Source organism: Paenibacillus phyllosphaerae (assembly GCF_014192105.1).
Taxonomy (GTDB): Bacteria; Bacillota; Bacilli; order Paenibacillales; family Paenibacillaceae; genus Paenibacillus_Z; species Paenibacillus_Z phyllosphaerae.
Genome location: NZ_JACHXK010000002.1, coordinates 605,192 through 618,528 on the forward strand (window position 1 = coordinate 605,192; position 13,337 = coordinate 618,528).

At 50.3% G+C, this 13,337-nt stretch carries 12 protein-coding genes; all 12 read left to right on the forward strand.

Annotated elements, in window-relative coordinates; genetic code table 11:
* Positions 1 to 302 precede the first annotated feature (302 nt).
* The 12 genes from sucC (at position 303) to fliF (ending at position 13,333) form a co-directional block, all read left to right on the forward strand.
* Positions 303 to 1,463 carry an ADP-forming succinate--CoA ligase subunit beta gene (gene sucC, locus FHS18_RS07010; protein ID WP_183598361.1) on the forward strand — a complete coding sequence of 387 codons (1,161 nt, stop codon included), beginning with the start codon at positions 303 to 305 and terminating at the stop codon, positions 1,461 to 1,463.
* A gap of 69 nt (positions 1,464 to 1,532) precedes the next feature.
* Positions 1,533 to 2,462, forward strand: coding sequence for a succinate--CoA ligase subunit alpha (sucD, locus tag FHS18_RS07015; RefSeq protein WP_183598363.1), 930 nt, complete (start codon positions 1,533 to 1,535; stop codon positions 2,460 to 2,462).
* A gap of 202 nt (positions 2,463 to 2,664) precedes the next feature.
* Entirely contained in the window at positions 2,665 to 3,786 is a 1,122-nt protein-coding gene (dprA, locus tag FHS18_RS07020; RefSeq protein ID WP_183598365.1) for a DNA-processing protein DprA, read from the forward strand.
* A 25-nt stretch (positions 3,787 to 3,811) separates the two neighbouring features.
* Positions 3,812 to 5,908, forward strand: coding sequence for a type I DNA topoisomerase (topA, locus tag FHS18_RS07025; protein WP_183598367.1), 2,097 nt, complete (start codon positions 3,812 to 3,814; stop codon positions 5,906 to 5,908).
* A gap of 61 nt (positions 5,909 to 5,969) precedes the next feature.
* On the forward strand, positions 5,970 to 7,289 hold the full coding sequence (gene trmFO / locus FHS18_RS07030) for an FADH(2)-oxidizing methylenetetrahydrofolate--tRNA-(uracil(54)-C(5))-methyltransferase TrmFO (RefSeq protein WP_183598369.1): 1,320 nt from the start codon (positions 5,970 to 5,972) through the stop codon (positions 7,287 to 7,289).
* A gap of 200 nt (positions 7,290 to 7,489) precedes the next feature.
* Positions 7,490 to 8,035 (forward strand): ATP-dependent protease subunit HslV, encoded by a 546-nt coding sequence (gene hslV, locus FHS18_RS07035; protein WP_183598371.1) that lies wholly within the window; start codon positions 7,490 to 7,492, stop codon positions 8,033 to 8,035.
* A 33-nt stretch (positions 8,036 to 8,068) separates the two neighbouring features.
* A complete protein-coding gene (gene hslU / locus FHS18_RS07040; protein ID WP_183598373.1) occupies positions 8,069 to 9,481 on the forward strand; it encodes an ATP-dependent protease ATPase subunit HslU in 1,413 nt (470 codons plus the stop codon).
* A gap of 31 nt (positions 9,482 to 9,512) precedes the next feature.
* Positions 9,513 to 10,283: a GTP-sensing pleiotropic transcriptional regulator CodY gene (codY, locus tag FHS18_RS07045; RefSeq protein WP_183598375.1), complete on the forward strand. Its 771-nt coding sequence runs from the start codon at positions 9,513 to 9,515 to the stop codon at positions 10,281 to 10,283.
* 219 nt (positions 10,284 to 10,502) lie between these two features.
* Positions 10,503 to 10,910: a flagellar basal body rod protein FlgB gene (flgB, locus tag FHS18_RS07050; RefSeq protein ID WP_183598377.1), complete on the forward strand. Its 408-nt coding sequence runs from the start codon at positions 10,503 to 10,505 to the stop codon at positions 10,908 to 10,910.
* Positions 10,911 to 10,913: 3 nt separating this feature from the next.
* Positions 10,914 to 11,360 carry a flagellar basal body rod protein FlgC gene (gene flgC, locus FHS18_RS07055; protein WP_183598380.1) on the forward strand — a complete coding sequence of 149 codons (447 nt, stop codon included), beginning with the start codon at positions 10,914 to 10,916 and terminating at the stop codon, positions 11,358 to 11,360.
* A 37-nt stretch (positions 11,361 to 11,397) separates the two neighbouring features.
* Positions 11,398 to 11,706 (forward strand): flagellar hook-basal body complex protein FliE, encoded by a 309-nt coding sequence (gene fliE, locus FHS18_RS07060; protein WP_183598382.1) that lies wholly within the window; start codon positions 11,398 to 11,400, stop codon positions 11,704 to 11,706.
* Positions 11,707 to 11,755: 49 nt separating this feature from the next.
* Positions 11,756 to 13,333, forward strand: coding sequence for a flagellar basal-body MS-ring/collar protein FliF (gene fliF / locus FHS18_RS07065; RefSeq protein ID WP_183598384.1), 1,578 nt, complete (start codon positions 11,756 to 11,758; stop codon positions 13,331 to 13,333).
* The last annotated feature ends 4 nt before the right edge of the window (positions 13,334 to 13,337 follow it).

Genomic DNA, 13,337 nt, shown 5'->3' on the forward strand with positions numbered 1-13,337 from the left:
CCTTGACGGGTGCAGATGTCAATGCTTCGAATCATACTTGCTTATCTATATTTTGGGTAAGGAACGGTTATACTGATCTTTGGCTGACCAAAGTTCAACTCTAGCCCGAAGATGAGGTAAAGCCATGCATCCGTGCATGATCGATAGGGTCTCATCTCAAATTGAGATGAAATCCATATCAAAATAACGCAGTTTCTTGGAGCGAAAAATAAGGAAAGCAAAGACGGATGTATGTTACAATAGTGAAGGTTTTTTGTGTGTACATACGTAGTATTTTGACTGCGGACAGGAGGATTTTCTCAATGAATATCCATGAGTATCAAGGAAAAGAAGTACTGAAACAGTATGGTGTATCTGTACCAGATGGTAAAGTTGCATTCACAGTTGATGAAGCGGTTGCAGCAGCAGAAGCGCTAGGCACACAAGTTGTTGTCGTCAAAGCGCAAATCCATGCCGGCGGTCGCGGCAAAGCGGGCGGCGTTAAAGTTGCCAAGAACTTGGACGAGGTTCGCGCATACGCAACCGAAATCCTCGGCAAGACGCTCGTAACGCACCAAACAGGTCCTGAAGGCAAAGAAGTGAAGCGCCTGCTTATCGAGCAAGGCTGCGACATCAAGAAAGAATATTATGTCGGCGTCGTCGTTGACCGCGGTACTGGCCGCGTCGTCATGATGGCTTCCGAAGAGGGCGGCACGGAGATCGAAGAAGTAGCTGCTCATAGCCCTGAGAAAATCATTAAAGAAGTGGTAGATCCGGCTGTAGGCCTGCTTCCTTTCCAAGCGCGCAAGTTGGCGTTCGCGATCAACATCCCAAGCGAGCTCGTGAACAAAGCGGCTAGCTTCATGCTTGCTCTTTATGCAGCATTCGTGGACAAGGACTGCTCCATCGCGGAGATCAACCCGCTCGTCGTCACTGGCGACGGCAACGTAATGGCACTTGACGCGAAGCTCAACTTCGATTCCAACGCACTGTACCGCCACAAAGATATTCTGGCGCTGCGTGACCTGGACGAAGAAGACGCAAAGGAAATCGAAGCGTCCAAGTTCGACCTGAGCTACATCGCGCTTGACGGCAACATCGGCTGTATGGTTAATGGCGCGGGCCTGGCGATGGCGACGATGGACATTATTAAATATTATGGCGGCGACCCTGCCAACTTCCTCGACGTAGGCGGCGGTGCAACGAAGGAGAAAGTTACCGAAGCGTTCAAGATCATTCTCTCCGATGAGAAAGTGAAAGGCATCTTCGTTAACATCTTCGGCGGCATCATGCGTTGCGACGTTATTGCAGAAGGCGTTATCGCTGCTGCGAAAGAGCTTGGTCTGGATCGTCCGCTCGTCGTTCGCCTCGAAGGCACGAACGTAGACCTCGGCAAGAAGCTGCTCAATGAATCCGGACTGAACATCGTTGCCGCTGACTCTATGGCGGATGGTGCTCAGAAGATCGTTGCACTCGTGCAATAATCGCTTAGCACGCTCGGAGCATCACACATAATCGGCATACGAATTCATATAGGGGATGTGAGTCTTCAAATGAGTATTCTAGTAGGAAAAGATACAAAGGTCATTACGCAAGGCATCACGGGCAAAACAGCATTGTTCCATGCTAAAGGCGCTCTTGATTACGGTACACAAATGGTCGGCGGTACTTCGCCGGGCAAAGGCGGCACGACCGTTGACATCGCGCTGGAGAATGGCGAAACGGTATCCCTTCCAGTATTCAACACTGTTGTAGAAGCAGTTGCGAACACTGGCGCTACGGCGTCCGTTATTTACGTTCCGCCTGCATTCGCAGCGGATGCGATCATGGAAGCGGTTGACGCTGAACTGGACCTCGTTATTTGTATCACAGAGGGTATCCCGGTTCTGGATATGGTCAAAGTTAGCCGTTACATGGAAGGCAAGAAAACACGCCTGATCGGACCTAACTGCCCAGGCGTAATCACGCCAGGCGAATGCAAAATCGGCATTATGCCAGGATACATTCACACGAAAGGCCATGTAGGCGTCGTTTCCCGCAGCGGAACGTTGACGTATGAGGCTGTTCACCAGCTCACTACGCGCGGCATCGGCCAATCGTCCGCGGTAGGTATCGGCGGCGACCCGGTTAAAGGATCGGAGTTCATCGACATTCTGAGCATGTTCAATGACGATCCGGACACTTATGCGGTTATCATGATCGGCGAGATCGGCGGTTCGGCAGAGGAAGAAGCTGCTGAGTGGGTCAAAGCGAACATGAAGAAGCCGGTAGTAGGCTTCATCGGCGGCGCAACAGCGCCTCCAGGCAAACGTATGGGACATGCCGGCGCTATCATCTCCGGTGGCAAAGGTACGGCGGCTGAGAAAATCGCAACGCTGGAAGCTTGCGGCATCAAAGTTTCTCCAACGCCGTCGGAAATGGGCTCGACGCTGGTTTCCGTGCTTGAAGAGCAGGGTCTGCTCGAGAAGTGCAAAACGCACTAAGCGTTCCTACATTCGAATAAGCTGTTAGATAAAGGTAAGCAACCTTTCGTTTTCCCGTAATGGGAACGGAAGGTTGCTTTTTTATTCCCTCCTTTTAAAGAAAAATCATCGAATTAGGGTCAGTCGCTTGCATTCTCTTTCCGTGTCAAGCACAATAGGGGAAGGATGTCAGGCACGCCCTTGGAAAAGGACGTGTTTATTAATGAAGAAAGACATCGCGTTAATGAAAGAAATCCTGGTTACTCTTCACGAAACAGCAGGTATTGGTTGGCATGCGATCCGTAAAGCTTTTGATGTCGGCGATTGGATAGCTTATCCTCGATATGAGGCAGAAGCCTGGCTGACGGTCGGCTTTCGTCCAGAGCAGGCGAAGGCTGCGGCAGCAATGTTCCGCAGTGTTGATTTCGATCAGCGCAGAGAGCAAATGAACAGGCTTGGCATCTCCGTTCTTACACCACTTGATAGTGAATATCCGCACCTTCTTAAGCAGATTCCACAACCGCCTTGGGTGTTGTATGCGATTGGCCGGACGGAATTGCTGCAGGGTCCGAGTATTGCTGTGGTCGGCACGCGAGGGCCAACGGCTTATGGCCGTAAGGCGGCCTTGGATTTGTCGTATGGGCTTGCTGCTAAGGGACTCGTCATATCGAGCGGCATGGCGCTTGGAATCGACAGGATAGCGCATGAAGGCGCTCTAAAGGCGTCCAAAGCGACGATTGCCGTTCTAGGCACGCCGGTAGACGTAATCTATCCCCCGCAGAATCGCGATATTTACGCAGATATTCGAGAGAATGGGCTCATCCTGTCCGAGCTTCCGCTAGGCAGACCGTTCCATCCTGGGCATTTTCCGCTTCGCAATCGAATTATTGCAGGGATCTCAATCGGAACGCTCGTGATCGAGGCTGCGGAACGCAGTGGTTCGCTCATTACGGCGAATCAGGCACTGGATATGAACCGTGAAGTATTCGCCGTACCGGGGACGATCTCGTCGCCGAAGAGCGCGGGCACGAATAAGCTGATTCGCGAGCATGGCGCTAAGCTGGTGACGGATGCGGAGCATATCATCGAAGAGTTTGGCTGGCTGGTAGAAAGTTTAGCCGAAAGGGCTGTCCGTTTGACTCCGGATAAGGAGCAACAGGCAGCGGAGAACATGACGGAAGAAGAGACGTTTATCTATGACCTGCTGCAGGATCAGCCGCGTACAACGGACGAGCTGCACGAGCTGTCACGGTACCCGTTTGGACTTTTGCACGCAGTTCTGATAAATTTATCTATAAAACGTAAGATTGAACAACATCCGGGTTCATTATACAGTGTAACGTAGCAGCTTTTGGAGAGGAGGACGCTATATGGCGGCGGATTCACTCGTTATTGTCGAGTCACCGGCAAAAGCAAAGACGATTGGCAAATACCTTGGCAGCAAATATATCGTCAAGGCTTCAATGGGCCATATTCGCGATTTGCCGAAGAGCCAGATCGGCGTCGAGGTTGAAAAGGATTTTAATCCTAAATATATTACTATTCGCGGTAAAGGCAGCGTCCTGAAAGAACTGAAGGATGCAAGCAAGAAAGTGAAGAAAGTCTATCTTGCAGCTGACCCGGATCGCGAAGGTGAAGCGATAGCATGGCACTTGGCACATTATTTGGAGCTTGATGAGACAGATCAGTGCCGGGTCGTCTTCAACGAAATTACGAAGCAAGCGGTTAAGGATGCGTTCAAGTCGCCACGTCCCATCAATATGGATCTGGTGAACGCTCAGCAAGCGCGGCGAATCCTCGATCGTCTCGTCGGTTACAAGATCAGCCCGCTCTTGTGGAAGAAGGTCAAGAAGGGACTGTCCGCCGGCCGCGTTCAATCGGTTGCGGTTAAGCTCATTATTGATCGCGAGAACGAGATCGATGCTTTCGTGCCGGAGGAATATTGGACCATTACGGCTCAGCTGAAGCATGGGAAGTCCAACTTCGAAGCCAAATTCTACGGAATGAACGGCGAGAAGAGGGAACTGTCTAGCGAAGCCGAGGTTCAGGAAGTACTGAAAGCGATGGGCAGCGGCAGCTTCAAGGTAACCGATGTCAGAGAGAAGGAACGGCTGCGTAATCCTGCGCCTCCATTCATCACAAGTTCTCTTCAGCAGGAGGCCGCGCGTAAGCTCGGATTCCGAGCGTCCAAGACGATGTCTGTCGCACAGCAGCTGTATGAAGGCGTTGACTTAGGCAAAGAGGGCACAGTCGGTCTTATCACGTATATGCGTACCGATTCGACCCGTATCTCGCCGGTTGCCCAAGAAGAAGCGAAGGGCTACATAGAAGAGAAGTACGGCGCTGCCTACAATCCGGAGCAGCCGCGTGTGTATACGAAGAAGAACAGCAATGCGCAAGACGCCCATGAAGCGATCCGGCCTACCTCGGTCTATCGCGATCCGGAGACGGTCAAAGAGTTTCTGAGCCGCGATCAGTTCCGGCTGTACAAACTCGTATGGGAACGCTTTGTTGCCAGTCAAATGGCTTCTGCGGTTCTCGACACGATGACGGTCGATCTGTTGGTCGGCGCGGCTACGTTCCGTGCGGCGGGATCGAAAGTCAAGTTTCACGGGTTTATGAAGATTTACGTCGAAGGCAATGACGACGGAACAACCGAGGAAGAGAAGTTCCTTCCGCCGCTGGCCGTCGGCAATGAAGCAGTCCCTGAGGCTATCGATCCGAAGCAGCATTTCACGCAGCCGCCGCCGCGGTATACCGAGGCACGGCTCGTACGCACAATGGAAGAAGTGGGCATTGGCCGTCCAAGTACGTATGCGCCAACGCTGGAAACGATCCAGAAGCGCGGTTATGTTGCGATCGAGGAGAAGAAGTTCATCCCGACTGAACTGGGCGATCTGGTCATCCAACTGATGGAGGAGTTCTTCCCCGAGATTCTCGACACCGAATTTACGGCGCATATGGAAGGCGATCTCGACCATGTCGAGGAAGGCACCGAGAACTGGGTTCAAGTACTGAGCACATTCTATGAATCTTTCGAGAAGCGGCTTGAAGTCGCTGAGGATGAGATGAAAGAGATCGAAATCCAGGATGAAATCTCGGATGAGACATGCGAGAAGTGCGGCCAACATATGGTGTACAAGATGGGACGTTTCGGTAAGTTCTTAGCTTGCTCGGGTTTCCCAGACTGCCGGAATACGAAGCCGATCGTCAAAGATATCGGCGTCCCTTGTCCGAAATGCGCAGAAGGCAAAATTATCGAGCGCAGGAGCAAAAAGGGCAGAGTCTTCTACGGGTGCGATCAGTATCCCGGCTGTGACTACGTATCTTGGGATAAGCCGGTCAGCAAACCTTGTCCGTCCTGCAGTGGCCTACTGGTCGAGAAGCGGAACCGGCAAGGAGCCAAACATCTATGCACCCAGTGCGATTACAGCGAAGAATTGGTAGAGGAGTCAGAACAGGGCTAACATCCGCGTCACCGCGCTAATGGATTTACCCGTTTTGGTCGATGAAAGGTAGGTAAATGGATTGTCTGAACATCAACGCGTGACGGTTATCGGAGCAGGTCTTGCAGGCAGTGAAGCTGCATGGCAGATCGCTTCGCAAGGCGTTCCCGTCACTTTATACGAAATGCGTCCGGAGACGAAAACTCCGGCACACCACACGAACAATTTTGCAGAGCTGGTATGCAGCAACAGTCTGCGGGCTAACGGCCTTCAGAACGCCGTAGGCGTCCTGAAGGAAGAGATGCGCCGGATGAACTCGCTCATTATGGATTGCGCGGACCGCAATGCCGTGCCGGCAGGCGGCGCGCTAGCCGTAGACCGTGACGGCTTTTCCGGCGATGTCACAAGACTGTTGAAAGAGCATCCGCTCGTTACGGTGCTGACGGAAGAAGTGAAGGAGATCCCGACAGACGGCATCGTCGTGATCGCCACCGGACCACTGACGGCCGAAAGCCTTTCCAAACAAATTCAGGCATTGCTTGGCGAAGAATATTTCTACTTCTACGACGCTGCGGCGCCAATCGTGGAGAAGGATTCCATCGATATGTCGAAGGTTTATCTGGCTTCCCGTTATGATAAAGGCGAAGCTGCGTATCTGAACTGCCCGATGTCAGAAGAGGAATTCAATATCTTCTATGACGCCATCATAACGGCGGAGACGGCTGCGCTGAAAGAGTTCGAGAAGGAGCAATATTTCGAAGGCTGCATGCCGATCGAGGTCATGATGCGTCGTGGCAAACAGACGGCATTGTTCGGACCGATGAAGCCGGTCGGCCTCATCAATCCGCATACCGGTAAGCTTCCTTATGCTGTCGTGCAGCTGCGCCAGGACAACGCCGCAGGCACGCTGTACAACTTAGTCGGCTTCCAGACCCATCTGAAATGGGGCGAGCAGAAACGGGTATTCTCGCTTATCCCGGGCCTGGAGAATTCGGAATTTGTTCGGTATGGCGTTATGCACCGTAACACGTTCATCAATTCTCCGCGGCTGCTCGAGCCAACCTATCAGTTTAAGAATAACAACAATCTCTTCTTCGCGGGTCAGATGACCGGTGTTGAAGGTTATGTAGAATCTGCCGCTTCCGGAATGATCGCAGGTTTGAACGCAGGCCGCATAGCGCGCGGGCTAGAGCCCCTGGTCCTTCCAGAGGATACGACGCTCGGCAGCATGGCACATTATATTACGACGGCTGACTTTAAGCACTTCCAGCCAATGAATGCGAACTTCGGTTTGTTCCCGCCCCTCGAGAAGCGGATCAAGGGTAAGAAAGAAAAGAATGAGGCGATTGCCAATCGCGCGCTTGACCGGTTGGAGCAATTTAAGCAAACGGAATTGGCGTAGGCCGATTCAGCCTTTAATTTTCCATTAAGTACAGGTTGTATACAAGGATAGAAAGCTTTATTCTTAAGGTCATAGTTACAGCGGCAGCCTTTTTGACAAGAGCCGCTGTTTCCTTTTTTGAAAATCCAGGCTTATGCCGCTTAAAGGCATAGGTTTTCATATAGCGATATTCGTGATCCAAGCATGGGAGGCTGTTGCCAATGGAAATGCAATTTCATGCCACAACAATATGTGCGGTAAGGCACAACGGGAAGGGCGCCATTGCAGGTGACGGACAAGTAACGTTCGGCAATAGCATGGTGATGAAGCACCAGGCTAAGAAAGTTCGGCGTCTGTATCGCGGTCAGGTCGTAGCTGGATTCGCTGGTTCGGTTGCGGATGCAATCTCGCTGTTTGAGAAATTCGAAGGCAAGTTAGAGGAGCATCATGGCAACCTGCAGCGCGCTGCGGTGGAGCTGGCCAAAGACTGGCGTTCGGACAGAGTACTTCGGAAGCTTGAAGCGATGATGATCGTAATGGATGCGACAGGCATGCTTCTAATTTCGGGCGGCGGCGAGATTATCGAACCGGATGACGGCGTATTGGCGATTGGATCGGGCGGCAGCTTCGCTTTGGCGGCAGCACGTGCGTTGAAACAGCATGCTACGGATCTGGAAGCGAAAGATATGGCAAGATCGGCTCTTGAGATCGCAGCGGATATTTGTGTCTTTACGAACCGGAACATCATCGTCGAAGAGATTGAGTAGCGCTCGCTAATATCGCTAAGCGGAGGGATATTCATGGGTAATGAGGCAATGACACCGCGGCAGATTGTCGCTGAATTGGATAAATATATTATTGGTCAAAAGTCAGCTAAGCGTTCGGTTGCCGTAGCGCTTCGGAATCGTTATCGCAGAAGCCGGCTGGATGAAGCGATTCGGGATGAGATTGTGCCGAAGAATATTCTGATGATCGGACCGACTGGCGTAGGCAAGACCGAAATCGCCCGTCGACTGGCTAAGCTGGTGAATGCGCCATTCGTCAAAGTAGAAGCAACCAAGTTCACTGAAGTCGGCTATGTCGGCCGCGATGTGGAATCCATGGTTCGTGATTTGGTCGAGACAGCCATTCGGATGGTTAAAGCCGAACGGACCGAGAAAGTGCGCGATAAGGCGGAGAAGCTTGCGAATGAGCGGATCGTTCAGTTGCTGGTACCTTCAGCATCGAAGCCAAAGTCGGGGAAGAACCCGCTCGAGATGCTTTTCGGCGGCCAAGCGACCAAAGATACGGATGACGAGCAACCTGAGCAGGATCATTCCATTGTTGAGCGCCGCAGAGCGATGAAAGAGCAGCTTGAAGCCGGTAAGCTGGAGCAGCAGATCATCGAGATAGAGGTCGAAGATACGACGCCTTCCATGCTCGATATGCTGGGCGGTCAAGGCGGCGAGGGTGCAGGACTAGGCGGCATGAACATGCAGGAGCTATTCGGCCAGCTGATGCCGAAACGGACCAAGAAGCGCAAGCTCCCGATTAAAGAAGCGCGCAAGGCGCTTACGCAAGAGGAAGCCAACAAAATGATCGATATGGACGATGTAGTGACCGAATCGATCGGAAGAGCCGAGCAAAGCGGCATTATTTTTATCGACGAAATTGACAAAATTGCAAGTCCTTCTCGTGGCGGATCCGGCCCTGATGTTTCCCGCGAAGGCGTGCAGCGTGATATTCTTCCTATCGTCGAAGGTTCCACAGTGGTGACTAAGTATGGTCCGGTCAAAACCGACTATGTTCTGTTCATTGCAGCTGGCGCATTCCACGTATCGAAGCCATCGGATCTGATCCCTGAACTGCAGGGGCGCTTCCCGATTCGGGTTGAGTTGACTAGCCTGACGCTAGATGATTTCGTCCTCATTCTGACGGAACCGAAGAATGCGCTGACGAAGCAATATACGGCACTTCTTGAGACGGAAGGTATAGAGATTGAGTTTTCGGATGACGCTATTCGTGAGCTCGCCTCCATTGCCTCTGACGTGAACAAGAATACCGAAAATATCGGGGCTCGCAGGTTACATACAATTCTCGAGAAGTTGCTGGAGGATTTGTCGTTCGAAGCGCCGGAGCTTTCGTTGGAGCGTCTGACGATTACGCCGGAGTATGTAAGAGAAAAGCTTGGAAACATTGCGAAGAATCGCGATTTAAGTCAATATATTTTATAGATGTACGGATTGATTGTAGGAGGCTTACTAAATGATTTTACTTGCAAAAACTAGAACGCTGAACCGTTTGCTGCAGCGTGCAGCCGGTGGGGCGCTCAATTTCCGGGAAATGGCGGAGGTGCTGTGCACAACGATACAGGCAGACGTATTTGTCGTAAGCCGTCGGGGTAAAGTGTTAGGCTGTGCGGCAGTCGGTCCTTATCAGCATGAACAGCTCAGAGCTATGCCTATAGATGAACTTCGTTTTCCGGTAGACACCAATGAACGCTTTATGCATATGCAAGAAACGGTAACGAATGTATCTCCGGATCCTGGTATACGAGAGTCCTTCCCGACAACGGCAGGGCAAGAGAAAATGACAGTCGTACCGATCGTAGGCGGTCGAGATCGTCTTGGGACATTAGTACTACTACGCAGTTCGGAACCATTCGGAGACGACGATCTCATCTTGGCCGAATATGGCTCGACAATCGTAGGGATGGAAATTCTGCGTGAGCGAGCGGAAGAAATTGAGCAAGAGGCACGCAGCCGTGCTGTCGTTGCTGTAGCTGTCGGTTCGCTGTCGTTCAGCGAACAAGAAGCCGTCGAGCATATTTTCGATGAGCTGGAAGGCAAAGAAGGATTGTTGGTTGCATCGAAGATTGCAGACCGTGTAGGCATTACGCGTTCAGTCATCGTGAATGCATTACGGAAACTCGAAAGTGCCGGTGTGATCGAGACGCGGTCCTTAGGGATGAAAGGAACGTACATCAAAATCCTGAATCATCAGCTTATTCTGGAGCTGAAGAAAAACAAAGAATAAATAGTTGAATTTACAAGGCCCTATCGCCTAAAGATAGGGCTTTTTTCTTATTGTAAAGGATTAGGAAAAACGTGAAGATAATGTAGTCGGCGAAAATCGACAAATAGCTTCGTTTTTCTTGAGAAAGTTTTGTCGAAGAAAGAAGGAATGTCGGACATTCTGTTGAATAATTAGAAAAGACTCATTTAGAAAACATACTGAAAGCGGGGTTTACTAGCAATGAGTTTACTTAATGGTGCCAGCTTCAACCGACTAGAAAATGCAATCAGTGCATCTGAAATGCGTCAGCGCGTTATCTCGAACAATATTGCGAATGGTGATACGCCGAACTTTAAGCGATCCGAAGTGCAATTCGAAGAAATGCTGGAGCAAAGCATGGGGAACTCCGCACAGTTAAGCGGACGTCGAACATATGCCAAGCATATTCCGATCGGGAATTCAGGTACGGATGTGCAGGCTAAAGTGGTTACGGACTCATCGACCGTGATGAATAACAATGCGAACAATGTCGATATCGACCGAGAAATGACTTTGCTGGCAAAGAACCAGCTGAATTATAACTTCTATATCCAGCAAGTGAACCATGAAGTGAAGATGATGAAAACAGCAATTACCGGAGGTGCGTAATCCATGAGAATCACGAATGGCTTCGATGTTAGCGCTTCTGCACTAACTGCACAACGCCTAAGAATGGACGTTATTTCATCCAATATTGCCAATGCCGAGACAACGCGAGCTAAATTTGTTAATGGACAGTATGTCCCTTATGCACGTAAGATGGTTGTACTGGAGCCGACGCAACAATCGTTCGCAGATGTGCTGAACGGTAAGATGAACGGTGGGACTTCTTCTGGCGTGAAGGTGTCGAAGATTGTCGAAGATCAATCGCCATTTAAGCAAGTTTATGATCCCACGAACCCGGATGCTGACGCTAATGGCTATGTTCAAATGCCGAATGTCGATATTGCCAAAGAGATGGTCGACATGATCACGGCTTCGCGTTCTTATGAAGCGAACGTTACGGCATTGAATACAACGAAAGCGATGTTCTCGAAAGCATTGGAAATCGGCAAGTAACAACAGAGAGAAACTAACTAGCGTGGAGGGATAACCCGTGATTCAACCAACAACCGCATTAAATTCGGTTAAAACCATTCAAAGTCTGCAAAAGACAGAGATGAAAGATAAAACGCCGGCAGAAATGACGCAAACCTTCGGCGATTTCCTACAGAATGCCATCAATAACGTAAGTAACCAAGAGAAGAATGTTCACGCAGTAACGGATAAATATATGGTTGGACAAGCTGATATATCACAAGTTATGATTGCATCGTCCCAAGCAGAACTGAGCTTATCGCTTACTTCACAAGTCCGCAATAAGGTGGTTGAGGCTTACCAAGAAATCATGCGGATGCAGCTGTAATTGTGCGGCATCTCTTAACTAGAAGCACAATTCAAAGTGAGGTGAAATCGTGAACGAAACATTCAACCAGTATAGGGCTAAGGTCGCTCAGTATTGGACAGGGATGGGCAAAAAACAGAAGATCTGGCTTGGCGCAACGACAGGTGTGCTTATTATCTCGATCGTTTTGCTCACGATGGTGTTCTCTAAGACCCAATATGAGCTAGCGTTTCAGGATTTAGATACGACTGACGCAGCAGCGGTTATGGAATACTTGGATTCCAGTGGTATTCCTTACGAACTAGCTAACGGCGGCAAAAACATTCTCGTTCCTGCAGCGAATGCTGAAAAAGTAAAGGTTGAAGCTGGTTCACAAGGACTAGTTCAGAATGGTTCGATTGGATTTGAGGCTTTTAGCACAGGTTCTTCTCCATTCGGCTCGACTGACCGTGAATTTGATGTCAAATATCGCAGTGCTTTGAACGGTGAGATCCAACGACTTCTTAATGGCATGCAAGGTGTTCAGAAGTCTAACGTCCTCGTGAACTTGCCTGAAGAAAGTGCTTTTTTGTCGACTGAAGATGAGGAACAAGCCTCTGCGTCGATCATGATTACGTTCAAATCTGGTTACCGTCCGACGCAAAAAGAAGTGGATGGCTACTATAACCTCGTTAAGACAGCAGTGCCTAAGCTAGCGGTTGAGAACATTACGATCTCCAGCGCAGAAGGCGAACTGACGGCTTCGAACGAAGTTGGCGGTACGGGCGACAGCTCGATGACGGTTGAAACTCATTTTCAGATTCAAAAGAAATACGAGAACGACTTGAAACGTAACATTCAGCAGTTCTTAAGCCCTATCGTAGGTATGGATAGCCTGGTTGTCAGCGTAACGAGTTCGTTTAATTTCGACAAGAAGAAGACGGATGAGTCCTTAGTCACACCGCTTGAGAACAACAACAATAACGGTATTATCGTAAGCGAACAGACGAACTCTTCGACTTCCACGGGTTCGAGTGGCGCTGGCGGTGTTGCGGGTACAGGTTCCACAGACGTACCGACCTATCAATCGTCTTCGACTGGCGATTCGAGCAGCTCGGAAGAAAGCTCGCGTACAACGAACTATGAAGTGAACCGCATTAATAATCAGATCGAATCCGGCCCTTATGTGATTAAAGATCTATCCATTAGCATTGCAGTCGATAAATCGAAGCTGAACGACGAGTCTAAAGCAGAGATTACGACATTCCTTGCTTCGCTTGTACGCTCGCAGTTGGCCGAGTCGGGTCAGGATGTTAACGACGATACATTGATCGCGAAGAAAGTATCGCTCATGGCTCAGACGTTCACGGCATCTGATGATGCTTCCGCTTCGTCCGGCATCTCGATGACGATGGCAATCGGTATCGGCGCAGCAGCACTCGTTATTATTGGCGGTCTGGCTCTCCTGTTGATCCGCCGTCGTAAGAAAGCTCAAGCAGAAGCGATGATTCAAGAAGAGATTATTACACCGACGAAGATCGATTATGCAACGATTGATATGGAAATGACGGGTAACGATAATCAGATGCGTAAACAGCTCGAATCATTGGCGAAGAACAAGCCTGAGGAGTTCGTTAATCTTCTCCGCACATGGCTAGCTGACGAATAGGGGG

Excerpts from the sequence above, each read along its gene's own strand:
- sucC (WP_183598361.1), top strand. The coding sequence starts at position 303 with ATGAATATCCATGAGTATCAAGGAAAAGAAGTACTGAAACAGTATGGT.
- sucD (WP_183598363.1), top strand. The coding sequence starts at position 1,533 with ATGAGTATTCTAGTAGGAAAAGATACAAAGGTCATTACGCAAGGCATC.
- dprA (WP_183598365.1), top strand. The coding sequence starts at position 2,665 with ATGAAGAAAGACATCGCGTTAATGAAAGAAATCCTGGTTACTCTTCAC.
- topA (WP_183598367.1), top strand. The coding sequence starts at position 3,812 with ATGGCGGCGGATTCACTCGTTATTGTCGAGTCACCGGCAAAAGCAAAG.
- hslV (WP_183598371.1), top strand. The coding sequence starts at position 7,490 with ATGGAAATGCAATTTCATGCCACAACAATATGTGCGGTAAGGCACAAC.
- hslU (WP_183598373.1), top strand. The coding sequence starts at position 8,069 with ATGGGTAATGAGGCAATGACACCGCGGCAGATTGTCGCTGAATTGGAT.
- codY (WP_183598375.1), top strand. The coding sequence starts at position 9,513 with ATGATTTTACTTGCAAAAACTAGAACGCTGAACCGTTTGCTGCAGCGT.
- flgB (WP_183598377.1), top strand. The coding sequence starts at position 10,503 with ATGAGTTTACTTAATGGTGCCAGCTTCAACCGACTAGAAAATGCAATC.
- flgC (WP_183598380.1), top strand. The coding sequence starts at position 10,914 with ATGAGAATCACGAATGGCTTCGATGTTAGCGCTTCTGCACTAACTGCA.